The sequence below is a fragment of the Herbiconiux sp. genome (assembly GCF_023264855.1).
Taxonomy (GTDB): domain Bacteria; phylum Actinomycetota; class Actinomycetes; order Actinomycetales; family Microbacteriaceae; genus Herbiconiux.
The window spans coordinates 40,188-66,350 of the sequence record NZ_JAHFUW010000018.1; the positions used below are offsets into that span (position 1 = coordinate 40,188).

The 26,163-nt window shown below is 70.8% G+C and carries 18 protein-coding genes and 1 riboswitch; of the genes, 6 read left to right on the plus strand and 12 right to left on the minus strand.

Going from position 1 to position 26,163, the window contains the following annotated elements:
- Nucleotides 1-3: 3 nt before the first annotated feature.
- From Q0D75_RS09460 to rsmI, 5 genes are all read right to left on the minus strand, one after another.
- Nucleotides 4-1,317 (minus strand): FAD-dependent oxidoreductase, encoded by a 1,314-nt coding sequence (locus Q0D75_RS09460; RefSeq protein WP_291052311.1) that lies wholly within the window; start codon nt 1,315-1,317, stop codon nt 4-6.
- A 215-nt stretch (nt 1,318-1,532) separates the two neighbouring features.
- Nucleotides 1,533-2,516 carry a 16S rRNA (adenine(1518)-N(6)/adenine(1519)-N(6))-dimethyltransferase RsmA gene (gene rsmA, locus Q0D75_RS09465; RefSeq protein WP_291052313.1) on the minus strand — a complete coding sequence of 328 codons (984 nt, stop codon included), beginning with the start codon at nt 2,514-2,516 and terminating at the stop codon, nt 1,533-1,535.
- Entirely contained in the window at nt 2,513-3,394 is an 882-nt protein-coding gene (locus tag Q0D75_RS09470) for a TatD family hydrolase (protein WP_291052370.1), read from the minus strand. The genes rsmA and Q0D75_RS09470 overlap by 4 nt, the downstream gene beginning before the upstream one ends.
- A 116-nt stretch (nt 3,395-3,510) precedes the next feature.
- The gene (gene metG, locus Q0D75_RS09475; protein WP_291052316.1) at nt 3,511-5,079 is read right to left on the minus strand and encodes a methionine--tRNA ligase; all 1,569 of its coding nucleotides are present in this window, start codon (nt 5,077-5,079) and stop codon (nt 3,511-3,513) included.
- A gap of 87 nt (nt 5,080-5,166) precedes the next feature.
- A complete protein-coding gene (gene rsmI / locus Q0D75_RS09480) occupies nt 5,167-5,988 on the minus strand; it encodes a 16S rRNA (cytidine(1402)-2'-O)-methyltransferase (protein ID WP_291052319.1) in 822 nt (273 codons plus the stop codon).
- Nucleotides 5,989-6,182: 194 nt separating this feature from the next.
- On the opposite strand from rsmI, the gene Q0D75_RS09485 reads away from it, so the two are divergent.
- Together Q0D75_RS09485 and Q0D75_RS09490 are read left to right on the plus strand one after the other, a co-directional pair.
- Nucleotides 6,183-7,844 carry a phospholipid carrier-dependent glycosyltransferase gene (locus Q0D75_RS09485; protein ID WP_291052322.1) on the plus strand — a complete coding sequence of 554 codons (1,662 nt, stop codon included), beginning with the start codon at nt 6,183-6,185 and terminating at the stop codon, nt 7,842-7,844.
- Between the two features lie 7 nt (nt 7,845-7,851).
- Complete coding sequence (locus Q0D75_RS09490) at nt 7,852-8,883, plus strand: putative sulfate exporter family transporter (protein ID WP_291052325.1); 1,032 nt, start codon at nt 7,852-7,854, stop codon at nt 8,881-8,883.
- 15 nt (nt 8,884-8,898) lie between these two features.
- Here Q0D75_RS09490 and Q0D75_RS09495 read toward each other — a convergent pair whose 3' ends face one another.
- The 3 genes from Q0D75_RS09495 to Q0D75_RS09505 form a co-directional block, all read right to left on the minus strand.
- Nucleotides 8,899-9,348 (minus strand): hypothetical protein, encoded by a 450-nt coding sequence (locus tag Q0D75_RS09495; protein WP_291052328.1) that lies wholly within the window; start codon nt 9,346-9,348, stop codon nt 8,899-8,901.
- Between the two features lie 314 nt (nt 9,349-9,662).
- A complete protein-coding gene (locus Q0D75_RS09500) occupies nt 9,663-10,838 on the minus strand; it encodes an RtcB family protein (RefSeq protein ID WP_291052329.1) in 1,176 nt (391 codons plus the stop codon).
- A 504-nt stretch (nt 10,839-11,342) separates the two neighbouring features.
- Nucleotides 11,343-11,657 (minus strand): multidrug efflux SMR transporter, encoded by a 315-nt coding sequence (locus tag Q0D75_RS09505; protein ID WP_291052332.1) that lies wholly within the window; start codon nt 11,655-11,657, stop codon nt 11,343-11,345.
- A 16-nt stretch (nt 11,658-11,673) separates the two neighbouring features.
- Nucleotides 11,674-11,736, minus strand: a riboswitch (guanidine-III (ykkC-III) riboswitch).
- Between the two features lie 59 nt (nt 11,737-11,795).
- Between Q0D75_RS09505 and Q0D75_RS09510 the strand changes: the two genes are divergently transcribed.
- Entirely contained in the window at nt 11,796-15,404 is a 3,609-nt protein-coding gene (locus Q0D75_RS09510; protein ID WP_291052340.1) for a BTAD domain-containing putative transcriptional regulator, read from the plus strand.
- Nucleotides 15,405-15,436: 32 nt separating this feature from the next.
- Nucleotides 15,437-17,476, plus strand: a complete 2,040-nt coding sequence (locus Q0D75_RS09515) for a cell wall-binding repeat-containing protein (protein ID WP_291052343.1) — start codon at nt 15,437-15,439, stop codon at nt 17,474-17,476.
- Nucleotides 17,477-17,518: 42 nt separating this feature from the next.
- Here Q0D75_RS09515 and Q0D75_RS09520 read toward each other — a convergent pair whose 3' ends face one another.
- The 4 genes from Q0D75_RS09520 to Q0D75_RS09535 form a co-directional block, all read right to left on the minus strand.
- The gene (locus tag Q0D75_RS09520) at nt 17,519-18,334 is read right to left on the minus strand and encodes an ABC transporter permease (protein ID WP_291052346.1); all 816 of its coding nucleotides are present in this window, start codon (nt 18,332-18,334) and stop codon (nt 17,519-17,521) included.
- Nucleotides 18,331-19,380, minus strand: coding sequence for an ATP-binding cassette domain-containing protein (locus tag Q0D75_RS09525; RefSeq protein WP_291052349.1), 1,050 nt, complete (start codon nt 19,378-19,380; stop codon nt 18,331-18,333). Before Q0D75_RS09525 ends, Q0D75_RS09520 begins: the two co-directional genes overlap by 4 nt.
- 156 nt (nt 19,381-19,536) lie before the next feature.
- Nucleotides 19,537-21,783: a DUF255 domain-containing protein gene (locus Q0D75_RS09530; RefSeq protein WP_291052353.1), complete on the minus strand. Its 2,247-nt coding sequence runs from the start codon at nt 21,781-21,783 to the stop codon at nt 19,537-19,539.
- 87 nt (nt 21,784-21,870) lie between these two features.
- Nucleotides 21,871-22,587, minus strand: coding sequence for a DUF1684 domain-containing protein (locus tag Q0D75_RS09535; protein WP_291052355.1), 717 nt, complete (start codon nt 22,585-22,587; stop codon nt 21,871-21,873).
- A 115-nt stretch (nt 22,588-22,702) separates the two neighbouring features.
- Here Q0D75_RS09535 and Q0D75_RS09540 point away from each other — a divergent pair, with 115 nt between their 5' ends.
- Nucleotides 22,703-22,966 (plus strand): hypothetical protein, encoded by a 264-nt coding sequence (locus Q0D75_RS09540; RefSeq protein WP_291052359.1) that lies wholly within the window; start codon nt 22,703-22,705, stop codon nt 22,964-22,966.
- Nucleotides 22,967-23,014: 48 nt separating this feature from the next.
- A partial coding sequence (hrpA, locus tag Q0D75_RS09545; RefSeq protein WP_291052362.1) for an ATP-dependent RNA helicase HrpA occupies nt 23,015-26,163 on the plus strand: 3,149 nt, incomplete at its 3' end.

Here is a 26,163-nt window from a genome sequence, read left to right on the forward strand (position 1 = left end):
GGATCAGCGCGAGGCGAGAGCGGCGGCCCGGCGCTCGCCCTTCAGCGAGAAGGCGGCGGGAGCGCGGATGCCCTCCACCAGATCAGCGAGCAGCTCGCCGATCGTCGGCGCCAGCGCGAAGTCCCGTCGCGAGAACGCGGTCGCCACGGCCACCGGCCCCACACGGTCGAGCACGAACCGGCCATCCCGTGTCGCAGCGCGCACGGTCGCGAACTCGTCGAACCGGTCGGCATCGACGCCCGGCAGCCAGTCGTGGGCGTAGCGCAGCAAGGCGGAGCGCTCGCGCTCGTCCGGGCGCGGGTCACGGGCATCCGGCTCGGTCGCCGCCCCAGGTGCCGCCCAGCCGAGCGAGAGGTCTCCGTGCTCGAAGATGGCGGGCGCACCCTCACCGGCGGGCGCGCCGATGCCGGGTGAGGTGCGCGCGGTGCCGCCGCCGCCACCGGCGGCGAGGCGGCTGCCACTTCCGAGAGCGCGTGTGCCTCCCGTGCCGGAGTCCGGCACCCGCCCGGGCGCCACCGCTCCGGAGAGCGACGAGGGCCAGAACCGGTAGTGCGGATCGCTCGAGCGCGGGTGGTGCGTGAACGAGGGCACGCCCGCATCCTCACCCCTCAGGGCGAAGCGGATGCCGTACTCCTGCGAGACGGCGAGCCGGGGAAGCACGAGCACCGATCCGAGCAGCTTGGCCGTCCAGGCGCCGAGCGTCACGATCAGGCGCCGGCTGTCGAACTCCTCGGGTTCCCCCGATGGCTCACCATCGGAGTCGACGGGCACCACCTCGATCCGTGTGAGGTCGTCGCCCAGGATGCGGATGCGCGTGACCTGGTGCGCGGTGTGCAGGGCGGCGCCGGCGCGGCCGGCCTCACGCTGCAGGGCCTGGACGGCGGCACCGGCGTCGAGCGATCCGGCCTCCGGCGTGTGCAGGGCGGCGCCGTCGGCGCGCAGTCCCGGCCATCGGGCCTGCGCCTCGGCACCGCTGACGGGTTCGGCGGCGAAGCCCAGGTGCGGGAGCACCCGTGCGAGCTCGTCGAGCTCGGCCGGGTCACCGTGTTCGACACCACCCGTCCGCGCGAGCACGGCCGTGCCGGACTCGCGCTCCAGCGTGCGCCAGAGGGCGTGCGCATCGGCCAGCAGGCGCAGCTCGAGCGCGTCCGTGCGAGCCAGCGAGAACGGCGCCGTGCGCGCCGCCGCGCGGGCACCTCCCCGCGCTCCGGAGCGCCCGAACAGCGCCACTTCGGCACCCCGGCGGGCCAGCTGCCAGGCCGCGGCGGAGCCCATGACTCCCCCGCCGACCACGATGGTGTCGATGTGCGTGGGCATCTGCCGACCGTATTCGGCGCGGCCGCGCCGACGCGAGCCGGCCCGCAACACGGGGTAAGAAGAAGACGCATTGTGACGCGGGGGTGCGCGCGGCAGCCCTCAGCCGCCCCGCGACTCGCGTGACCGTTCACTCCAGCGAGTCTCACGCCGAGTTCGTGCACAGTGCACGAGGTCCGTCTGAAACTCGCCGGGGTGAACCGGATGCGGGGCGCGGGTCAGGCCAGCGAGGCGCGGGCGATCGCCAAGAAGTCGTGCACCGTGAGCTCTTCGCCGCGCGCGGTGGGGGCGACGCCGGCCGCCTCGAGCAACCGCGAAGCCTCCTGCGAGTCGCCGAGCACCACCGAGAGCGCCTGCCGCAGCATCTTGCGGCGCTGCTGGAACGCCGCGTCCACGATCTCGAAGGTGCGCACCCGCAGCTCCTCGGTGTCGAGCCCCGAGCCGACCCGCTCGAAGCCCACGAGCACCGAGTCGACGTTCGGCACCGGCCAGAACACCTGCCGGCTCACCTGCCCGGCCGTGCGCCAGTCGCCGTACCAGGCGGCCTTCACCGACGGCGATCCGTAGACCTTCGAGCCGGGCGCCGCGGCGAGCCGGTGCCCCACCTCGGCCTGCACCATGACGACGCCGGAGCGGATCGACGGGAAGTGCTCGAGAAAGTGCAGCAGCACCGGCACCGAGACGTTGTACGGCAAATTCGCCACCAGCCGAGACGGGGCATCCGGCAGTTCCCGGATGCGCAGCGCGTCTTCGCGGATCACCGTCAGGTCGGCCTCGGGCGCCAGCTGCGACACCGTCAGCGGCAGCTGTTCGGCCAGTCGCGAGTCGATCTCGACCGCGACCACCGCCGCCCCCGCCTCCAGCAGCCCCAGGGTCAGCGAGCCGAGCCCGGGGCCCACCTCGACGACCGTGTCGCCGGCCTCGACCTTGGCCACCCGCACGATCTTGCGCACCGTGTTGGCGTCGATGACGAAGTTCTGGCCCAGCTTCTTGGTGGGCGTGAGGTCGAGCAGCGCCGCCAGGTCGCGGATCTCGGCGGGGCCGAGCAACGAGACCGAGGGGCTCGGGGAGCCCGCCGCGCCGTCGGTTCCGGACGCGCCGGCGGTTCCGGATGCGCCGGCGGTTCCGGATGCGCCGGCGGTTCCGGATGCGGCGCCGGTTCCGGATGCGGCGCCCGCGCCGGTGCCGGAGGCGTCGCTCATCGAGCCTCCACCGCGTCGTCTTCCCAGCGGCCGTAGACGAGTTCGGTGTTGGACGAGATCTGCGCCGCCAGCATCGAGACGTCGGTGCCGAGGTGTGCCGCCATCGCCCGCAGGGTGTGCGGAACCAGGTAGGGGGCGTTCGGCCGCCCGCGGTACGGGGTGGGCGTGAGGTAGGGCGCATCCGTCTCCACCAGCAGCAGCGCGCGCGGGGCGACCTCGAGGGCCTCGCGGAGCGTGCCGGCGTTCTTGAACGTGACGTTGCCGGCGAACGACATGTACCAGCCGTTGTCGGCGCACAACCGGGCGAACTCGGCGTCGCCCGAGAAGCAGTGGAACACCGTGCGCTCCGGGGCTCCGACGCGCTTCAGCGTGGCCACCACCTCGGCGTGCGCGTCGCGGTCGTGGATCTGCAGCGCGATGCCGTTCTCCTTCGCGATGGCGATGTGCGCCTCGAACGAGCGGTACTGCGCGTCGCGGCCGTCTTCGCCGGTGCGGAAGAAGTCGAGCCCGGTCTCGCCTACCGCGCGCACCCGCGGCCAGGTGGCCAGCTCGGCGATCTCGGCCAGCGCGTCGTCGAGCTCACCGGCGGCCGCCAACTCGGGGGCCTCGTTGGGGTGCAGGGCGACGGCCGCCAGCATCCGCGGTTCTCGGGCGGCCTGCCGGGCCGACCAGCGGCTGGTCTCGACGTCGGTGCCGACTTGCACGACACCGCGCACGCCGACCGCCGACGCGCGGTCGAGCTGCTCGCGGAAGTCGATCGGGTCGTCGCCGTCGGCGATCTCGAGGTGCGTGTGGTTGTCGTACACCGGCACCACGAGCGCTTCGGGCAGCGGCGGGTAGGCCTGGTCGCCGCGCTCGGAGGGCTCGCGGGTGCGCAGGTACGGGGGCAGCTCGTCGGGATCGCTCGAGTCGAGGCCGGCGCCGGCGCCGGCCGGGCCTACCGAGTCCGGGCCGACCCGGTTCGGGCCGCCGGAATCCCGCGGGCTGAGCGAACTCACGAGGCGTCGACCTCGATCCGCGGGAACAGCGGCTCGAGCGCGGCGACGTGCGTGCCGCCGGTCCACTCCCACGCCGTGCGGATGGGCTGATCCTGCACCGAACCGGTGCCGGCCAGCGCCGTCCAGAGCTTCGCGGCGGCCTCGGGCACGACCGGCGAGAGCAGCACGGCGAGCGTGCCGACGCCGCGCACGACGGTGTTGAGCACCGTGGCGAGACGGTCGGCCTTGGCCGGGTCTTTGGCCAGAACCCACGGCTCCTGCAGCGTGATGTAGCCGTTCAGCTCGTCGACCAGCTGCCAGATGGCGGCGATGGCCTCGTGCACGGCGAGGCGCTCGATCGCGGCGTCGGCGGCGGCGGTGACCCGGCGCTCGGTGTCGCGGATCGCGGTCTCGGCGGCCGTGATCGAGTCGGCCACGGCATCCGGGATCGCGCCATCGAAGTACCGCGTGACCATGGCGACGACCCGCGAAGCGAGGTTGCCGAAGCCGTTCGCGAGCTCGGCCTGGTAGCGCGCGGACAGGTCTTCCCAGCTGAACGAGCCGTCTTGACCGAAGCTGATGGCGCGCAGGAAGTAGTAGCGGAACGCATCCGAACCGAAGGTGTCGGTGATCTGCTCGGGCGCGATACCGGTGAGCTTCGACTTCGACATCTTCTCGCCGCCCACCAGCAGCCAGCCGTGGCCGTAGACCTGCTTGGGCACTTCGAGCCCCGCGGCCATCAGCATGGCCGGCCAGATGACGGCGTGGAAGCGCGCGATGTCTTTGCCCACGATGTGGGTGGCGGGCCAGAGCCGCTCGAACTTATCGTCGTCGGAGCCGTAGCCGGCCGCCGTGGCGTAGTTGAGTAGGGCGTCGAACCACACGTACACGACGTGCGACTCGTCCCACGGCACCTTGATGCCCCAGTCGAAGGTCTGCCTCGAGATGGAGAGGTCGGTGAGGCCGCGCTTGACGAACGCCACGATCTCGTTGCGCACGCTCTCGGGCTGCACGAACTCGGGGCGCTCCTCGTAGAGCGCCAGCAGCTTCTCGGTGAAGTCGCTCATGCGGAAGAAGTAGTTGCGCTCCTTCAGCAGCTCGACCGGCTTGGAGTGGATGGCGCAGACCAGCTGCCCCTCGTGCTGCCCCGTGCCGTCGACCAGGTCGGAGAGCTGCTTGTATTCCTCGCAGCCCACGCAGTAGTAGCCCTCGTACTCGCCGGTGTAGATGTACCCGGCGTCTTGCAGACGCTGCAGGAACAGCTGCACGTTCTTCTCGTGCCGCTCTTCGGTGGTGCGGATGAAGTCGTCGTTCGAGATGTCGATGGTCTCCAGCAGCGGCTGCCACGACTCGGCCACGAGCTTGTCGGCCCACTCCTTGGGGGTCACGCCGTTCGCGGTCGCGGTGCGCAGGATCTTCTGGCCGTGCTCGTCGGTTCCGGTGAGGAACCACGTGGGGTCACCCGCCTGGCGGTGCCAGCGCGCGAGCACGTCGGCGGCCACCTCGGTGTAGGCGTGCCCGATGTGGGGCACGTCGTTCACATAGAAGATCGGCGTGGTGATGTAGAACGAAGAGCCGTCGGACATGCTGACCATCCTAAAGCCCGGCATCCGGCCCGGGGTTCCGTGTGACGGGCCTGTGGAGAACGCGGGCAGCAGCCCGGGCCTGTGCGATCAGGGGCGGCGGGCCGCCAGGGCGCCCTCGTAGAGGTCGCGCTTGGAGAGGCCGGTGGCCTCGGCGATGTCGGAGGCGGCGTCTTTGAGGCGACGGCCGTCGGAGACGAGTTCGAGCACCTGCGCGATGCCGGTGCCGATGTCGATCGCGAGGGCTTCTGCTCCGGCCACCACGAGGCAGATCTCGCCGCGCACTCCCCCGGCGGCCCACTCGGCGAGCTCGGCCGCCGTGCCGCGCTTGGCCTCCTCGAAGAGCTTGGTCAGCTCGCGCACCACCACCACCCGGCGGTCGGCGCCGAACACCGAGGCCAGGTCGGTCAGCGAATCGGCCAGCCGGTTGGGCGACTCGAAGAACACCATCGTGCGGGGCTCGCGCACGAGCATCCGGAACGTGCTCACCCGGTCGCCGTGCTTGCGCGGAAGGAAGCCCTCGAAACTGAAGCGGTCGGTCGGCAGGCCCGAGAGCGCGAGCGCGGTGACGACGGCGGACGGCCCGGGCAGCACGGTCACGTCGACGCCGGCCTGGATGGCGGCGGACACCAGCAGGTAGCCGGGGTCGGAGACGGTCGGCATCCCCGCATCCGAGAGCAGCAGCAGGTCGCCCTCGCGGGCGAGCTCGACCAGCTCGGCCGCCTTCTCACGCTCGTTGTGCTCGTGCAGCGGCAACAGGCGCGGCCGGTTCAGGATGCCGAGCCCGCGCAGCAGCTTGACGGTCACGCGGGTGTCTTCCGCGGCGATCACCTCGGCGGCCTCGAGCATCTCGATCAGCCTCAGCGACGCATCCTTGAGGTTGCCGATGGGCGTGGCCGCGAGGATGAGCATGCCCCCAGTCTCGCATCCGCCACCCTGCGCCGCCGAGCATCCGCCACCCACCCGCCCCTCCAAAACGAAGGAGTTTTTGGTCGCCGCGCCGGCACGCGCGAGCGGCCATCGGCGTGGCAGCGAAAAACTCCGTCGTTTTGGAGGAGAGCGCCCGCTCCAGGATGCGGGTCGCGCGCACCCGTTAGCATGGCCCGGTGAGCACAGAGGTGACGACCGCGCCCGAGCCGGCGCCGCAGCCCGCCGGCCCCGCCGCGCCTGTGCCCACCGGTTCGCGCCTGGACGACTGGTGGCTGCGCCTCATGAGCACGCCCGGCCGCGAGCGCCTCTGGCGATGGGGTGGCCCGATCGCGGTCACCCTGCTGGCCGCCGTGCTGCGCCTGGTGAACCTGGGGCATCCGCATTCCCTGGTGTTCGACGAGACCTTCTACGTGAAAGACGCCTGGACCACCTGGAACCTCGGCTACGAGTCCAGCTGGCCGGCCGATGCCGACGCGCAGTTCAACCAGGGCGCGACGCAGATCTTCCAGACCAGCGCCTCGTTCGCCGTGCATCCGCCGCTCGGCAAGTGGATCATCGGGCTCGGCATGGCCCTGTTCGGCGCCGACAACTCGTTCGGCTGGCGCATCTCGGTGGCGGTCTGCGGCATCCTGCTGGTGCTGCTCACGGCCCTGATCGCCACGAAACTCACCAAGTCGACCCTGCTCGGCACCATCGCGGGCTTCCTGTTGGCCATCGACGGCCACGCCATCGTGATGAGCCGGGTGTCCATCCTCGACGGCATCTCGGCCCTGTTCCTGCTGCTGGGCTTCGGGGCCGTGCTGATGGATCGCGAGTGGAGCGCCACTCGGCTGGCCGTGCTCACGGCCGCCCGCTCGAGGCCGTACTCGACGACGGATGCGGACGGCATCACGACCAGCGGCGACCGACCGCCGGCCTGGGGTCCCGTGCTCTGGAACCGCCCCTGGGTGCTCGCCGCCGCCGTCGCGTTCGGCGCGGCCGGCTCGGTGAAATGGACCGGCCTCTACTTCCTGGCCGCATTCGGCGTCTATCTCGTGGTGGTCGACGCGCTCGCCCGGCGGCGTCTCGGCATCCCGTTCTGGTTCAGCGCAGCCGTGCTGAAGCAGGGCCCGGTGACGGCACTGCTGCTCGTGCCGCTCGCGGTGTTCACCTACATGCTCAGCTGGATCGGCTGGTTCAGCACCTCCGGCGGCATGTACCGCACCTGGGCGCAGACCGCGGGCGGCGAGTGGACGGGCGGACTCAGTTGGGTGCCGCTGTCGATCCAGAACTTCTGGCACCTCGAAGCGGCCGTGTACAACTACCACGTCAACGAGCACTCGCCGCATCCGTACCAGGCGAACCCGTTCACCTGGCTGTTCCTGGTGCGGCCCACGCAGATGTTCGTGCAGTCGGACGACCCGAGCCTGTGCGGCGGCCAGACCTGCTACGAGAACATCACCTCCATCGCGAACCCCATCATCTGGTGGTGCGCGACCGCCGCGATCTTCTACCTGGTGTACCGCCTGGTCCGTAAGCGCGAGTGGCAGGTGGGGCTCATCCTGATGGGCATGGTGGCCGGCTACCTGCCCTGGCTGCTCTACGTCAACCGCACGATCTTCCAGTTCTACACGATCGCGTTCGAGCCCTACATGATCCTCGGGCTGACCTTCGTGATCGGGCTCGCGCTCGGGTCGCGCGGTGATCCGCGCCCGGTTCGCACGAGGGCTCTGATGATCGTGGGCGCGTTCCTGGTGATCTGCGTGCTGGTGAGCGCCTTCTTCTGGCCCGTCTGGACGGGGATGCCGATCCCCGCCTGGTTCCTGAGCCTGCACTACTGGCTGCCCAGTTGGCGATGAGCCGGCGATGAAGTCGCCCGGATGGCTCCCCGGCATCCTCGTCGCCGGTGTGGCCGCCGCAGTGGCCTTCGGGGTGCACCTGCTGCTGCCCGCCGTTCCGATGCTGACGGCAGCCGTGGGGCTCGGGATGATCGCCGGACAGATCCCGGCGGCCCAGCGCATCCTGGACAGGCTCCTGAAACCCGGAATCGCCCTCGCCGCCCGGCGGCTGCTGCGGATCGGCATCGTTCTGCTCGGCCTGAAGCTCAGCCTGGTCGACATCGCCGGGCTCGGCTGGGAGACGATCCTGGTGATCGTGCTGGTGGTCGGGTTCACCTTCGCCGCCACTCTGCTGCTCGGCCGGCTGCTGCGGCTGCCGGGCACCCAGCCGATCCTGATCGCCGCCGGCTTCTCGATCTGCGGCGCGTCTGCCGTCGGTGCGATGGCGGCCGTGACCCGCAGCAAGGACGAGGACACCGCCACCCCGATCGCGCTGGTCACCCTCTGCGGAACGCTGGCGATCTTCGTTCTGCCCGTGCTGCGCTTTCCGCTCGGCCTCTCCGACGCCGACTTCGGGCTCTGGGTGGGCCTCAGCGTGCACGACGTCGGCCAGGTGGTGGCGACCGCGCAGATCGCCGGCCCGGTGGCGCTGGCCGCCGCCGTGGTCGTCAAGCTCACCCGGGTGCTCACCCTCGCGCCGATGGTGGCGATCGTCGGCCTGGTGGAACGGCGAGCGGATGCCCGCAACGCCGCCCTGGGCGCCGGCCACCCCGACTACATCGAGCGCCCCGCCGCGAAGCGCCCGCCGATCGTTCCCCTCTTCATCGTGGGCTTCCTGGCGGCGGTCCTGGTGCGCACCGTCGTCCCCCTCCCCGAGGTGGCCCTGGGTGTCGCCGACACGGCGCAGACCGTCCTCTTGGCGATGGCCCTGTTCGCGCTCGGCACGAACATCCGTTTCCGCACCCTGGCCCGCACCGGCTGGCGCGCCCTGATCGTAGGCCTCACCTCCTGGGCCCTCATCGCGAGCCTCTCGCTCGTGGCCGTCTGGCTGCTGCGCTGACCCGATCGCCCAGGCTCAGTAGCTGAGCGGGATCGGCACGACGGCAGCGGTGTAGCCGGGCGCGGTGGCGGTGGCGAACACCGTCCAGACCTCGCCGGGCTGCAGCGACGACGGGGCATTGTAGGAGACCGTCAGGGCATTATCCGGTGAGTGCCCACCCGCCGGCAGTGTGTACGAGAACATCCCGTCCGAGTACGACCATCCCAGACGATAGGTAGCTCCGGAGAAGTCGGCGACATCGAATGTTGCGGTCACGGCCGCGGGGCCCGGATTGTCGAGGACGTAGGCCACCGTGAAGCGGCGATTGACCGCGTTCCAGCTGCTCGTGTAGTCCACCCCGATCGTCAACTCGCCCGGCCCGGATGCTGCGGCCCCCGGCGCAGCCACCGACAGCGCGATCACCGGCACCGACCAGGCGGCCCCCACCACAACGGCCCGCCGCGAAGGCCCCTCGACGTCACTCATCCGATCTCCCCCACCCGCCGCACCCCCGCGCGGCACACCTGTAGAACAACACTGTATCCGCGCGAGCGCTCCGGCACCACGCCCCCAAGCACAACGCACCGCGACGCACCAGAACACACCGCACCAAAACGAGATGCCACAGAGCAAACCACAACGCAACAGGCCGTACTCGCTGACCCAAGGTGAGCGTGTGGCCGAGGGATGCGACCGAAGGCCGCGTCCCTCGACCGCGCGCTCACATGTCGCGGCTCGCCGGGCAGGGACCGGCGAGCCCCGGGAGCGCCGAGCGCAGCCCGGCGCCCCCGGCAGCCAACTCAATCCCCCTTCACGTTCACCAGCTGCCGCAGCGTCCGCCGAACCCGCACCAGATCGCGCGCGTCCTCCATCACCCGGTCGATGGGCTTGTAGGCCTGCGGGATCTCGTCGATGAAGGCGTCGGTGTCGCGGAACTCGATGCCCGTCATCGCCTCCCGCAGCTGCTCGTGCGTGAAGGTGCGGCGGGCGGCCGACCGCGAGTACTCCCGACCCGCACCGTGCGGCGAGGAGTTCAGCGCGAGCGGGTTGCCCGCGCCCTCCACCACGTACGACGCGGTTCCCATCGACCCCGGGATGAGCCCGGCCGCCCCGTCGGAGGCGATGATCGCGCCCTTCCGGGACACCCATACCTCCTTGCCGAAGTGCCGCTCCTTCTCGGTGAAGTTGTGGTGGCAGTTGATCCGCTCCTGCTCGTCGACGGGCACGCCCATCCACTCGCTCAGCTGGCGAACGACCCGGTCCATCATCTCTTCGCGGTTCAGCAGCGCGTAGTGCTGCGCCCACCGCAGTTCGGCGATGTACCGGTCGAACTCGGCCGTTCCCTCCACGAGGTAGGCCAGGTCGGGGTCGGGCAGCGCGATCCAGTACTGCGTCATCAGCCTCTTGGCCACGTCGATGTGATGACCGGCGATCCGGTTGCCCACACCCCGGCTGCCGGAGTGCAGGAACAGCCAGACGGCATCCGTCTCGTCGACCGAGACCTCGATGAAGTGGTTGCCGGAGCCGAGCGTGCCGAGCTGCTCACGCCACCGCTTCGCCCGGTGTGCCGGGTCGAAGCCCGCCTCCTCGGCGAGCGCCTCGAGCTCGGAGACCCTCGCCGCCGCGGTGGCCACGATCTTGTTGTTCGCGCCGCCGGCCGACAGCGGGATGGCGCGCTCGATCTCCTGGCGCAGTGCGCCGAGCCCCTTCGGGTTGCCGGTCAGGTCGCCGCGCACGAACTGCGTGCGCACGGCGATCATCCCGCAGCCGATGTCCACGCCCACGGCGGCCGGGATGACGGCGCCGAGCGTGGGGATGACCGAGCCCACCGTGGCACCGAGGCCGAGGTGCGCATCCGGCATCAGGGCGAGGTGCGGGTAGATGAACGGCATCGTCGAGGTCGTGAGGGCCTGCGCCCTCGCGTTCTCGTCCAGGATGCTCGCCCAGGAGAACAAGCGGTCGGTGATCTTTTCCATAATCCTTTCTCTCTTCGTGTCGAGCCCTGAGGTACGGGGCCGCCTCACCCGAACGGGCTGGAAGACGGAGGAAGGCATGAAAAAAGCCCCGGGCCACGACGGGTGCGGGGCTCTCGGAGTCGATGACTCAGATCGCGTGCACCACGTCGGCGTACTGAAGGTCGCGCTGCTGCTGCAGCGCGCGCAGCTCGGTGCTGCGAAGCGTGAGCGTGAGTTTCTCCACGGTGTCGCGCCTTCCTTCGTTAGCGGGGTGCTGGTGCGATTTGCACAGCCTCGCAACGCTAGTGCGTCCACCCGCCGGCGCGCAAGACCATCGCCCACGATCACCACGGCCCCCACAACCACGCCGCAGGCCCTACCCGGCGACCCAAGGTGAGCGTGTGGCCGCCGGGTGCGAGCGCAGCCCGCGCCCGGCGACCGCGCGCTCACATGTCGCGGCTCGCCGGGCAGGGACCGGCGAGCCCCGGGAGCGCCGAGCGAAGCCCGGCGCCCCCGGCAACAAACTCAGTGCACGAGCTTCAGCCCCACCACGCACGCCACGATCCCCAGCACCAGCAGCACCTTGAGCAGCGAGAAGCTCTCGCCACCCAGGGTCATCCCGTAGAGGACGGTGAGGGACGCGCCGATCCCCACCCACACGGCGTAGCCGGTGCCCACCGGGATGGTGCGCAGGGCGTAGGCGAGGCCGGCCATGCTGGCCAGCAGACCCACGCCGAAGATCACGGTGGGCCAGAGCTTGGTGAAGCCTTCGCTTCGGCCGAGTGCGGTGGCCCAGACGGCCTCGAGCACACCGGATGCGATCAGAACGATCCATGACATGACGACTCACTCCTGCGTGGTCAGTCTTGTCGCTGTCCGGGTACTGCGCCCTCGTCCGGAAGCCGCTCTGCGGCCTTGGTTCCAGGATGGCACGGCTGCCTGATCACGGGCTGGGCAGCGCTCACTAGGCTTGCGGGGGTGAGCGAGAACCAGCATCCGGACCCCGTGCGCGTAGCCGTGCTCGGCCCCGTCGCGGTCGGTTCCCCCGGCGCTCTCGTGGAGCCGGCCGGACACCGCGCCAAGGCGCTCCTCGCCGCGCTCGCGCTGGCCGCCCCGCAGCCGATCGGGGCCGACCGCCTGGTCGACGAGGTCTGGGGCGACGACGCCCCCCGCGGCGCCCGGGCCGCGCTGCAGACGCAGGTGTCGCGCATCCGCTCGGCCTTCGGCGAGCAGCTGATCGAGTCGACGCCGTCGGGGTACCGGCTCGCAGCGGCCGTCGAGGTCGACGTTCTGCTCGCCCAGCGGATGCTCGACGACGCCCGCGCCCACCTCGCCACCCACGAGTGGCCGGCCGCCGTTGGGGCCTGCCGCGCGGGTCTCGCGCTCTGGCGCGGCGAGCCCGGCACCGACCTGGAGGGAGCGGGACAGACGTCCGCCTCCGGCTCCGATTCGGTCGCCGAGGCGCTCGCCGCGCGCGGCGGCCAGCTGCGTGATGGCCTGGAATCGGTTCTGTCGACGGCCCTGCTGGAGGCCGGAGACCCTGCCGCCGCCGAGCCGCTCGCGCGCCGGCTCACCGAGCGCGCCCCCTTCGACGACAGCGCCCATCTGTTGCTCATGCGCGCCCTCGATGCGATGGGCCGGCCCACGGAGGCGGTGGCGGTGTACGCGCGGTTCCGCCGGCAGGTGCAGGATGCCTTCGGCACCAGCCCGGGGCTCGAGCTGCAGCAGCTCAATCTGGAGTTGCTGGAACGGGATCTGACGGACGCGCGGTCGGATGGCACGCCGACGACCGTCACCGCGAGCCCGCAACGCTTGCCGGGAGCGGCCCGCCCGCCCGCCGGGGCGGTCGCTCAGGCGTCGGACGCCCGGTCGGGGGCGACGGCACACACGGCGGCGATCTCGCCTGACGAGCACTCCGCCGCGGATTCGTCCCGGGGCGCGTCGGGCTCGGGCTCTGCGACGACGACGCTCCCCCGCCGCGCGGCGGTCGGCCGCGGCATCCGTGCGGCGCCGAACGAGCTGATCGGGCGCGAGACGGCGATCGCCGAGATCGAAGCGCTGCTCGCGAGCACCCGGGTGACCACGGTGCTCGGGCCGGGCGGACTGGGCAAGACGCGGATCGCGCACGAGCTGGCCGCCCGGGCTCTGGAGCGCTACGGCGCCGTGATCGTGGCCGAGCTGGCGAGCGTGCGCAGCGCCGACGACCTCGTGTTCGCCCTCGCCTCGGCCCTGGGCATCCGCGAGGTGGCGACCGGCACCCGGCTCGGCTCGACCGTGCTGCGCGCCGACCTGCGCACGCGCATCCTGAACCGTCTCGGCGAGACCCCGACGCTGCTCGTGATGGACAATTGCGAGCACCTGATCGAGGCCGCCGCCGAGTGGTGCGCCGAGCTGACGGCGGAGGTTCCGGAGCTGAGCGTGCTGGCCACGAGCCGCACGCCGCTGGCGATCTCGAGTGAGCGCGTGTTCCTGCTGGCTCCGCTGGGAGCAACGGGTGTCGCGGATTCGGTGAGCGATCTCGAAGGCGACGCCGCCGTGCGCCTGTTCGTCGACCGGGCGACGGCGGCTCGCCCCGGCGCGAGCCTTCCACTGGACGTCGTCGGCCGCCTCTGCCGCCGACTGGACGGGCTGCCGCTCGCCATCGAGCTCGCGGCCGCGCGCATCCGTTCGATGCCGCTGGAGGAGATCGAGCGGCGACTCAGCAACCGCTTCGCGCTGCTCACCGGCGGGGATCGCAGCGCTCCCGAGCGGCACCGCACGCTGCGCGCGGTGATCCAGTGGAGCTGGAACCTGCTCGGCGCGGCCGAACAGCGAGCCCTCGCCCGGTTGTCGGAGTTCGCCGACGGCTTCAGCGCCGAAGCCGCGGCGGCGGTCGTGGCGGGAGTGGCAGGAGCCGCGGGAGCCGCGAGCACGGCGAGACCGGCCGCCGACGCCGACCTCGACGCCGTGCGCGAGATCCTCGACGCCCTCGTCGACCAATCGCTCGTGATGCTGCGCGAATCCCCCTCGGGACTTCGCTACCGGATGCTCGAGACCGTGCGCGAATTCGGCCAGCTCCAGCTGGACGAGTCAGGCACCCGCACCGAGGTGCGCGATGCCCTCTTCGCCTGGGCGGAGGGCTTCTGTGCGAGTCGGTACGCCTTCACCGACGGCCCGCGCCAGGTCGCCACGTTCGCCGAGATCGCGGTCGAGGAGGACAACCTGATCGACGTGCTGCGGCGCGCGATCGACGCCGGACGGCCGCAGACGGTCGTGACGGTGTTCTCGCTGCTCGGCTACGTCTGGTCTCTGCGGAGCGCTCACTCGGAGGTGATCGCGTTCGGGCCCCCCGTTTTCGGCGCCATTCGGCGCTACCGGCCCGACGCGGCCCACGTCGACGCGATGGCCTCGTGCCTCATGCTGATCGCCGGCACGACCGTGTTCAGCGACCTGCGCTTCGCCGTGCGGCCGCGCTCGCTGCTGCGCAAGCTGACGGCCGAGCATCCGCTGTCCGACCCGCGGCTGGCCATGATGAGCGCGCTGGTGACCTCGAGCGACGAGGAGGGTGTGCGGCAGGTCGTGGCCGCCGGGATCGCATCCGGCCACCGTCCCAGCGCCCTGCTCGGCACCATCGTCTCGAGCCTGATGGCCGAGAACTCCGGCGATCAGGATGCCGCCATCCGCTTCGCCGTCGCGGGCGCGAACCTCGCGGTGTCGCTGCAGGACACCTGGGGCGAGGCGATGGCGAGCCAGATGCTCGGCGCGCTCTACAGCCAGAACGCCGAGCCCGTGGAGGCCCTGCGCTGGGCGCGCCGGGCACGGATCGGCCTGCAGGCGCTCGGCGCGAACGACGACATCCGGCAGCTCGAGTGGACCATCGCCATCAACGAGCTCGATGTCGGGGACGTCGACGAGGCGATCCGCCTGTTCGACCGGCTGATCGAGTCGCCGGGCGAGTCCGACGGCGTCGACATCGCCTCGATCGGCCTCGCCGGGCGGGCCGAGGTGTACCGTCGCCAGGGTCTGCACGAGGAGGCACGCCGGGCGAACGACCGGGCGATCGCGGCCTTCGACGTGCCGCGCACGCGGGCCTCGCCCTGGTATCGCATCATGGTCTCGAACGTGCTCGCCGGCCGGGTGCTCGACGGCGACGGAACGCCCGCGGAACTGCAGCGGATGGCGCGGCACCTGCGCTCGCGCACCCTCGCGAACCTGCGCTGGCAGCCCGGCCACGTCGATCGCCCCGTGCTCGGCGCCTCGCTGACCGGCCTCGCGGTGTGGCTCGAGAGCGTCACGGGCGAAGCGGCGGACGCGGCTGCCGCCGGCGACTTGGCCGGCATCCAGGCGGGCGGAGTCTCCGACGCGGATCCCCGCCTGCGGCGGCTCGCCCTCGATCTGCTGGCCTTCGCGGAGGCCCTGCGCGCCCGGCAGGATCCCTCGGCGCTGCACCTGGCACCCCTGTTCGAGCGTTTCGCGGAGCGCTACCTGGCCGCGGACGTCGCCGCAGCGCGCGCGGCCGCCGCGGCGGTCCCGAACGACGAACGACCCGGGCGCGTCGCAGAACTGCTGCGCACGCCCGGGCCGTGGTCGGTGCCGCGGATGGTCTAGCTTAACTGAGCATTCCTCTCTATTCTTAGGTGATGACCCCCGTCTTCTCCGTCCGCTCACGCGGCGCACTCTCCGTCATGATGTGCGTCGGCCTGCTTCTCATTCAGCAGGCCCCGGCAGCCACCGCGCTCCCGATCACCCATCACGAGTTCCAGGTCACGACGACCATTCCCTACGATGCGACACACGGCATCGGCAGACGCCCGAACGGCATCACAATCGACCAGGACCATGGCCGCGCGTACGTCGCGAACAACGGTGGTGGTACCGTCTCGGTCATCGATACCGCGAGGGACGAGGTCATAGCCGTCATTCCGCACGATGTCGCGACGGGTATCGGAGACGGCCCCAACTCGATTGCACTCGATCCTTCGACCGGGCGCGGATTCGTGACCAACACCGTGAGCAGCACGGTATCGGTCTTCGACCTCGCGTCGAATGCTGTGGTTTACGTCATCCCTAACGATGTGACGGGTGTCGGTGAATACCCCATGGGAATCGCAGTCGATCCAAGCACACATCGGGCGTACGTCACCAACTGGGACGACGGAACAGTGAGCGTTATCGACACCACCACGTTCGCGCTCCTGACGACCATTCCACATGATTCGACGAACGGCATCGGCGAGCTGCCGTTCGACATCACCCTCGACTCCGCCCAGGAGAAAGGCTTCGTCACCAACTCCGCCTCGGGATCCGTGTCGGTGATCGATCTGGCCACCGACACCGTCTCCGCTGTGATCGCGGACCTCTCGACGGGCCGCACCCACAGCTACCCTGCCGGAATCACCGCCGACATCGCCGCCGGCTTGATCTACGTAGCGAACTCGAACGACAACACGATCTCGGTCATCGATGCCGCGACTCTGGTGGTCACGAAGGTCCTCGACCTAAGGGATGTCGAATTCCCCAAAGTGGCCCTCGCCGACGTGGCAGTCGATCCGGCCAAGGGGCTCCTCTACGTATCGAGCGGCGGAGCAGGCACTGTCGTCGTCGTCGACACGAAGGACCAGACGATACGGGCGACCGTCTCGCTGAATAGGCTTTACGATCCGTCCGAAACGTCTGGGCTTGCTGTTGAGGCTGCGACCGGCCGGGTGTTCGTGTCCGACTATGGCCGGCATGAGGTCGCAGTCGTCGAGGACAAAGCCGTGCGGCCCGATTCAACCGTCACCCGGATCGACGGCGCAGACCGCTACGAGGTATCCGCACACGCGTCGGCGGCGAGCTTTGATGCGGGGGTGCCGGTGGCCTACGTCGCATCCGGGGAGGTCTTCCCCGATGCCCTGTCGGGCTCGGCTGCCGCGGGATATACCGGGGGCCCGGTGCTATTGACGGCAAAGGATTCCCTGCCGGCATCGATCCGCGCGGAACTCGGCCGTCTTCGGCCCAAATCGATCTTCCTCCTCGGCGGCAGCGCCACCATCTCTCCCCGAGTGGAGAGCGCGCTCGCCGCTCTTGCCCCGGTCGTTCGGCGGATCGACGGCCACGATCGTTTCGCGGTGTCGGCTGCCGTGTCCGCCGGAACATTCAGACCGAACGTCCCCGCGGCCTACATCGCTTCGGGCGCGACGTTCGCGGATGCGCTCTCCGCATCGGCAGCGGCTGGCGCGAGCAGTGGACCTGTGCTGCTGGTGAGTAAAGATGGCGTCCCGGACTCAGTATCCGACGAACTCGAGCGGCTTCGTCCGGCCAAGATCGTCGTAGTGGGCGGGGCCTCGAGCATCGCCGATTCGGTCGTGTCGACGCTCGGGCGGATCGCCCGGACAACACGGATAGGCGGCGACGACCGCTACGCCGTCGCAGCGCTGGTGTCCCAGAACACGTTTACCCATCCGGCACTCGGAAGCACGGTGTACGTCGCGTCCGGCGCGGTGTTCCCCGATGCGCTCTCGGCGGCGTCGCCTGCGATCCTCGACCGTGCGCCCATCCTGCTGGTGCCGCGTGACTCGGTGCCACAGGCGACCGCCGCGGAGCTGCAACGGCTCGCCCCCGAGCACATCGTGGTCCTAGGCGGACCGAACACCATCGATTCCGCGACGTACGACACCCTGATGACCTACCTGCGCTGACTAGCGGTCCGGTCGGCCGCAGCCGATCCGGACCGCTACGGGTCAGGCCTTCTTCATGTAGGCGCGCACGGTGAGCGGGGCGAAGATCGCCACGATCACGGCCGCTCCGAGCAGGGCCAACCAGGCGTCGGCACCGAAGACGCCGTTGTTGGCGAGGTCGCGCACCGCCGTCACGAGGTGCGAGACCGGGTTGACGTTCACGAACGCCTGCAGCCAGGTCGGCATGGTGTCGGGCTGCACGAAGGCGTTCGAGAGGAAGGTCAGCGGGAACAGCACCAGGAACGAGATGCCCTGCACGCTCGACGCGCTGCGGGCGATCACGCCGAAGAACGCGAAGATCCAGCTGATCGCCCAGGAGCAGGCGATCACGAGCAGGGCGGCCAGCACGACCGCGCCGAATCCGCCGGCGGGGTGGTAGCCCATCAGGAATCCGACGACGAAGGTGATCGTGGTCGCGATGGCGTACCGGGCGGTGTCGGCCAGGAGCGCACCGGCCAGCGGGGCGATCCGGGCGATCGGCAGCGACTTGAAGCGGTCGAAGACCCCCTTGTCCATGTCCTCGCGGAGCTGGATGCCCGTGACGACCGAGGTGGTGATCACCGTCTGCACGAGGATGCCGGGGATCAGCAGCGGCAGGTAGTCCTGCACGCTGCCGGCGATCGCGCCGCCGAAGATGTAGGAGAACATCAGGGTGAAGATGATCGGCTGCAGCGTCACGTCGATCAGTTGCTCGGGCGTGCGGCGGATCTCCAGCAGCCCGCGCCAGGCCATGCTGAACGAGTTCTGCACGGTCTGGCTGAGGCTGACGTGGTTCTTGAGGGTGCGCGAGACACCGGGGGCGATGGTGAGCTGCGTCATTTCGCGGTCTCCAGTTCTGGTTCGTGGGCGAGGCCGTTGTCGGCTCCGGATGCGGCGCCGGTGGTGGTGCCGTCGCCGGCGGTCTCCTCGTCGGAGGCCGTATGGCCGGTGAGGGCGAGGAAGACCTCGTCGAGGGTGGGCTGCTGCACCGCGAGCTCGGCCACCTGGATGCCGTCGGCGCGCAGGCGGATCAGCAGGTCGGTGATGCTGTCGGGGTCGCTCATCGGTGCCGTGATGCGGCCCGCCTCCGGGCTCAGCACCGACTCGACGCCGAGCACGTCTTGGATGGCGTGACGGGCGCGCTCGAGGCTGGCGGCATCCGTGAGTCTGAGCAGCAGCGAGGCACTGCCGACGGAGTGCTTGAGCTCGTCGGAGGTGCCTTCGGCCACGACGATGCCGCGGTCGATGACGGCGATGCGGTCGGCCAGCTGGTCGGCCTCGTCGAGGTACTGGGTGGTGAGCAGCACCGTCGATCCGGTGGCCACGAGGCGGCGGATGGTGTCCCACATCTGCGAGCGGGTGCGGGGGTCCAGGCCCGTGGTGGGCTCGTCGAGGAAGATCAGGGGCGGCTGCGAGATGAGGCTGGCGGCCAGGTCGAGGCGCCTTCTCATGCCTCCGGAGAAGTTCTTCAGCGGGCGCTTGGCGGCCTCGGAGAGCCCGAACTCCTCGAGCAGCTCGGCCGACTTGCGCCGCGACTCGGCGCGGCCGAGGCCGTTCAGGCGCGAGAACAGCACGAGGTTCTCGGTGGCGCTCAGGGTCTCGTCGACGCTGGCGTACTGGCCGGTGACGCCGATCAGCTGGCGCACGATCTGCGCTTCGCGGCGCACGTCGTGGCCGAAAACGGTGGCCTCGCCGCCGTCGGGCTTCAGCAGGGTGGCGAGCATCCGGATCGTCGTGGTCTTGCCGGCGCCGTTGGGGCCGAGCACGCCGTAGACGGTTCCGGTGCGCACGCTGAGGTCGACTCCGTCGACGGCGCGGTTGTCACCGAACACCTTGACGAGTCCGTGGGCTTCGACGGCCCAGTCGCCGGTGGGTGAGGCGGGCATCCGATCTCCTTCTCGATGACCGGCACAGGATGGCGCCGGGTTCGGGAACGAGTCTGCGCGGGCGCGCTTACGGCCCGCTTACGCGCCGCTGTCGTGGCGCTGACGCGGCGCCCGCGGTACCCAGTTCCACCCTCGCCGACCCGTCAGATAGTGCCGCTATTCGGTGCTCTGAGCGGGACTGAGTGACGGGTCGGCGAGTTGCTCGGGGGTGGTGGCGGGGAGGCGGCAGACGAAGTCGGTGCAGCGGTAGGCGGTGAGGAGTCCGTGCTGGGCGGGGCGGCCTTCGAAGAGCTCGAAACCGGATGCCGCGAGCTCGCGCGCCTGGGAGTCGGTGACGCGGGCCGAGAGGCCGGTGGTCTGGCGGCGAACGTAGTCGCGGAGTGCAGCGGATGGTCCGGGGGAAGCGGATGGCCTGACCGAAGTGGATGGCGCGACGGGAGTGGATGGTGGGGGCGGCGCGACCGGAGCCGACGGGGCGGCGGCGGGGATGCCTGGGGTGGCGGAGGTGGGGACCCCGGAGGTGGCGGAGGTGGCGGGGATCGCGGAGTTGGGGACCCCAGAGGTGGCGGGGATCGCGGAGGTGGCGGAGCGGGCCTCGCCCGCGGCATCCGGCTCGATGAGGACCAGCTGGGTGGCGGGGCCGGCGAGCTCGGTGAGCACCCGGAGGGCGGCGCCGAACGCGATCGGCTGCGTGGGGGCGAGCTCGCGGACGGGGGCGAGCAGTTCGGCGGCCGCGTCGCGGTAGCGGCGCTCGGCCGTGAGGCCGTGCAGCAGCAGGAGCGCCGAGGCGGCGGCGCTGCGGCCCGAGGGGTAGGCGCCTTCGGAGGGATCCAGTTCGGCCGAGAGGCCCTGGCCGCGCAACACCGGGTCGCCCGAGCCGGTGTCGCCCGCCACAACCGCGTCGAGCAGCGCGCGGCCCGCGGTCGCGTACCGCACCGAACCGGTGACTGTCGCGAGGCGCAGCAGGCCGTCGGCGAGCATCCCGTAGTCCTCGAGGGTGGCCACGGCATCCGAGAGGCGACCGCCGATCGACACGCGGGCGAGCGGATGTCCCGGCCGCACGTGGGTGCCGAGCACGTGGTCTGCGGCGCGGCAGGCGGCTGCCAGCCAGTCGTCGCGGTCGAACACGAAGGCGGCGCGGGCCAGGGCGCCGAGCGCGAGACCGTTCCAGCCGGCCAGCACCTTCTCGTCGAGGGCGGGCGGGGTCTGCGCGGCACGTGCCGGCGCATCGAGGGCGTAGTAGCCGCCTTCAACCCGCAGGCCGTCGACCGTGCTCTCGGAGTCCTGCGCCGAGGCGAATCCGCCGGAGGGCAGCTGCATCACGCCGAGCAGGAATCCCGCGATCCCCTCGGCCGCGTCGCGCGCCCAGTCGGCGGCATCCGGAGCATCCGGAGCCGGGTCACCGACCGACCGGGAGGGCTCGGCCTGCGCCTGCGCCCAGGCCTCGGTGTAGGCATCGAGCAGCTGGGCGTTGTCGTAGAGCATCCGCTCGTAGTGCGGATCGCTCCAGTCTCGACGCGTGGCGTACCGGAAGAACCCGCCCTCGACCGGGTCGCGCAGCGGCGACGCCGCCATCGCCCGGAGCGCGCGGTTCGCCAGCGCTCGGGCCTCGGCCGCGACGCGTTCCGGTTCACTCCAGCGAGTTTCGGCGGAAGCTCCTCCACTGTGCACGAGGTCGGCCTCAGACTCGCTGGACTGAACCGGCCCCGCCCCCGCGGCCAGCAGAAAGCGCAGCACGGGCGCCACCGGGAACTTGGGCGCACCCCCGAAGCCGCCGTACTGGCTGTCCTCGTAGGCGGCGAGCTCGCTCACGATGGCGCCGAGGGCGGGTGCGATCGTAGGGGCGACGCCATCCGGAGCCGAGGCTTCGGGATGTACGGCGCCGGCGGCCGCCAGCCGCTGCTGCCCGGCGGCGAGCGCCGCCGCGAGCTGGTCGGCGGTGGCGAGCACGTCGGCGTGCCGCACCTGCCACGCCTCCGTGACCGCGTCGAGAACCTGCCGGAACGAGGGGTGCCCCTCCACCGGCACGGGCGGCGAGTACGTGCCCGCGAAGAACGCCTTGCCCGCGGGCGTGGTGAACACGTTCAGCGGCCAGCCGAGCCCTTCGGTGAACGCGCCCGCGGCGGCGAGGTACACCGAGTCGACCTCCGGATGCTCCTCCCGGTCGACCTTGATCGCCACGAAATGCTCGTTGAGGTACGCGGCCAGCGCCGGATCGGAGAAGCTCTCGCGCGCCATCACGTGGCACCAATGGCAGGTCGAATACCCGATCGACACGAGCACGGGCACGTTGCGAGCCGCGGCCGCCGCGAACGCCTCCGCACCCCACGGGAACCAATCCACGGGGTTCCCCGCGTGCGACCTCAGGTACGGGCTGATCGCATCCGAAAGCCTGTTCACCACAGTGCGTCCTCTCTTCGACTTGCCGTTCGGTCGCAATTTCGGTCACAAAGGCCGGCTCACGCGAACAAGATTGCGACCAAACGCCCGTCAGTGCCGCACGACCTGCTTCTCGCCCGCGCGCACGGGGGCTTCGATCACGTTCTGCGGCGCGGGCAGCGGGCACAGGTAGAAGTCGGCGAAGGCGCAGGGCGGGAGCACGGCGCGGTTGAAGTCGACCTCGATCTCGCCCGAGCCGGCGTCGGCGCGCAGGAAGAGGAAGCGGAACCGGTAGCTCTCCTCGCCACTGGTGGCATCCTTGAACACCACGTGCAGCCGGGTCAGGGGCCCGGTGGCCAGGAGCTCGAGCTTCTGCCCGGCGACCTCCACCTCCACCACTCCCGCCAGCTCCTGGTTCTCGACGTAGCCGTCGATCTCGGTCACGTCGATCCGCTCGCCATCGGCCGGCCGGAAGTGCCCCTTCAGTACCCAGGCAGGGTCGGGCTCATACGCCTCGATGTCGGCCACCGACGCCCGCGACGGCGCGTCGGGGTCGAGGATGCGCAGCGCCACGTCGTCGTCGCGCCGGTGGTTGCGCAGCAGGCGGCCGCCGAGCAGCACCTCGCCGCCTTCGTCGATCGTGAAGGTCGGGCCGACGATGGCCGCGCCGTCGAGCGACCATTCGCCCTCGAGCCCCTCGACGGGCTGCGGATCGGGCGAGAGCCAGTGCGTGCCCACGAGCGACGCCAGCCCGTGCGGAGCGGTCACCGTGCGCAACCGCGCCTTGTGCCAGGCCTGCCAGTCTTCGTCGAATTCGGTGTCGCTCACGCTCCGAGCCTACGCTCGCGGGCATCGCGGAGGGCCGGCCATGACGAACGAAGTCGGCGCCATCTGCGACGCATCCGCTCTACCGCTCGACGCCGCAGCCCACGATGATGGAGACATGACCCACACCCGCGTGACCGTGCTCGACTACACCGTGAACGCCGACGTCTACGCCCGCTACGGCGCCGACTTCGACCCTGAAGCGGTGAACGACGAGATCCTGCGGATCGTGAACGAGGCTGCTCCGGCCGGCGTGACGGTGGAGCGCAACGGCGCGGTGATGGCCGAGGACGACGCCATCCGCACCGCCCGCGAATTCGACTGGGCAACGCTGCTGAAGCGCATCGACCTCGACACGATCCTCGCCAAGCACGGACGCTGACGCCGCCCGGGCCCGGGCCCAGGGCCAGGCCCGTAGAATAGAGGGCTGATGTCTTCCGACTCCCCGCTGCGCCCAGCCCCCCTCACCATCGTCTTTCCTCCCGAGCTGCCCGTCAGCCAGAAGAAGGACGACATCGCGCGCGCCATCCGCGACCACCAGGTCGTGATCGTGGCCGGCGAGACCGGATCGGGCAAGACCACGCAGCTGCCGAAGATCTGCCTCGAACTCGGCCGCGAGAACATCGGGCACACACAGCCGCGCCGGCTCGCCGCCCGCACCATCGCCGAACGCATCGCCGAAGAACTCGGTCAGGAGGTCGGCGGCCTCGTCGGTTATCAGGTGCGCTTCACCGACAAGGCGAGCAAGGCCACGCGCATCAAGCTGATGACCGACGGCATCCTGCTGAACGAGATGAACCACGACCGGATGCTCAGCCGGTACGACACGATCATCATCGACGAGGCGCACGAGCGCAGCCTCAACATCGACTTCCTGCTCGGCTACCTCAAGCAGCTGCTGCCGAAGCGGCCCGACCTCAAGCTCATCATCACGAGCGCGACGATCGACCCCGAGAGCTTCGCGCGACACTTCGCGGATGCCGCGGGCGAGCCGGCGCCCATCGTGGAGGTGTCGGGGCGCACGTTCCCGGTCGAGGTGCGGTATCGGCCGCTGGCTCCGGATGCGCCGTCCGACGACCCCGACGACGAGGACGACGACGAGCTGGGCGACGCCCCTCACCCGTCCGCGAACCGCCCGCGCACCTCCGCGAGCCCCGCCCGGGCATCCGGGAACCCCCGATCGGGGAACCCGGGCCGCCCCGCCGGCCGTTCCAAGCCCGGCCAGGGTGGTGCCGATCGCGACGACGACGGCCGCGACCTCTTCCAGGCCATCGGCGACGCCCTCGACGAGCTCGAAAGGGAAGCACCGGGTGACGTGCTCGTGTTTCTCAGCGGCGAGAACGAGATCCGCGACGCCGAGGAGGCCCTGCGCGGCAAGTACGCCGGGCGCAGCGCGGCCTCCGGCAACGGCGTCGAGGTGCTGCCGCTCTACGGCCGGCTGAGTGCCGCCGACCAGCACCGGGTGTTCCAGCGCAGCAGCACCCCGGGCATCCGTCGACGGGTGATCCTCGCCACGAACGTGGCCGAGACGAGCCTCACGGTTCCGGGCATCAAATACGTCATCGACTCCGGCACTGCTCGCATCAGTCGCTATTCGGTGCGCTCGAAGGTGCAGCGGCTGCCGATCGAGCCGATCTCGCAGGCCAGCGCCAACCAGCGGTCCGGCCGCTCGGGCCGTACCAGCGACGGCATCGCCATCCGTCTGTATTCCGAAGAGGACTACACGCGGCGGCCCGAGTTCACCGACCCCGAGATCCTGCGCACGAACCTCGCCGCCGTCATCCTGCAGATGATCTCGCTCGGGCTCGGCGACATCGCGGCGTTCCCGTTCCTGCAGCCGCCGGACTCGCGAGGCATCAAAGACGGGCTCGACCTGCTGAGCGAGCTCGGCGCCGTGAAGGGCGTCGGCCGGGACGGGCATCCGGCGCTCACCGCCGTCGGCCGCGACCTCGCCCGCCTGCCGATCGAGCCGCGGTTCGCCCGGATGGTCGTCGAGTCCAAGCGCACGGGTACAAGCCGCGAGGTGCTGGCGATCGTGGCGGGGCTGACGATCCAGGATCCGCGCGAGCGACCCCTCGAGAAGCGGGGGCGCGCCGATGAGCTGCACGCCCGGTTCGCCGACCAGACGAGCGACTTCCTCACCCTGCTGAACCTCTGGAACTACCTCGAGGAGCAGCAGCGCGAGCTCTCCTCGAGCGCGTTCCGGCGGCTCTGCAAGGCCGAGTTCCTCAACTATCTGCGCATCCGCGAGTGGCAGGACGTGTACCGGCAGCTGCGGCAGCTGGCCAAACCGCTGGGGCTCACGATGGGCGAGCCGGCCGTGAATCCGGATGGCATCCACAAGTCGGTGCTGTCGGGCCTGCTCTCGCAGATCGGGCTGCGCGACCTGGTCAAGAAGGATTACGCGGGCGCCCGCAACACGCGCTTCTCGATCTTCCCGGGCTCGACGCTGTCGAAGAAGCAGCCCGCGGCAGTGATGAGTGCCGAGCTGGTGGAGACCAGCCGGCTGTTCGCGCGGATGAACGCCGCCATCGACCCCGGCTGGGCCGAGGCGCTGGCCGGCGATCTGCTGAAGCGCAGCTATTCCGAACCGCACTGGGAGAAGAAGCAGGGCGCCGCCGTGGCTTACGAGCGGGTGACGCTGTACGGGGTGCCGATCGTGGCGAAGCGGCGCATCCAGTTCGCCCGGGTCGACCCCGAGTACGCCCGCGAGCTCTTCATCCGGCACGCCCTCGTGGAGGGCGACTGGGAGTCGCAGCAGGCTTTCGACCGAGCCAACCACGCGTTCCGGCGCGAGCTCGAGCAGCTCGAGGAGCGGTCGCGGCGGCGCGACATCCTGCTCGACGACGAGGCCGTGTTCGAGTTCTACCAGGCGCGCATTCCGCGCGAGGTGAACACGCAGCGCAGCTTCGAGGGCTGGTGGAAGAAGGCCAGGCACGACGACCCCGACCTGCTCACGATGACGCTCGACACCCTGCTGCCCGAGGGGGCGCCGGAGGTCGACGAACACGAGTTCCCGGCGCAGTGGCAGCAGGGCGATCAGCGGCTCGCGCTGACCTACCGCTTCGAGCCGGGGTCGGACGACGACGGCGTCACCGCGACCGTGCCGCTGGCGCTGCTGCCGCGGCTCCAGGCGGAGGCCTTCGAGTCACAGGTGCCGGGGTTCCGGCGCGAGCTCGTGACGGCGCTGATCCGCTCGCTGCCCAAGCGGCTGCGGGTGAAGTTCGTGCCGGCCACCGATTGGGCGGGGCGGCTGCTCGACGAGCTCGGGCCGGATGCGGACGACGGCTTCCTCGCGAAGCTCGCGGCCCTGATGACGCGGCTCGCGTACGAGCCGGTGACCGTGGCGGATTTCGACCGGGAGCGGCTGCCCGAGCACCTGCGGGTGACGTTCCGGGTGGTGAACGAGAGCGGAAAGACGCTCGCGGCGGGCAAAGACCTGGTCGCTCTGCAGGCGCGACTGGCGGATGCCGCCCGGGCGAGCATCGCACGGCTGTCCGGCGGGGGCACGCCCGCGGGTGGCCGGCCGGGCACGTCCGGCGCCGCCGCCGCGCGCGGCGCCGATAACGACGCCGGTGC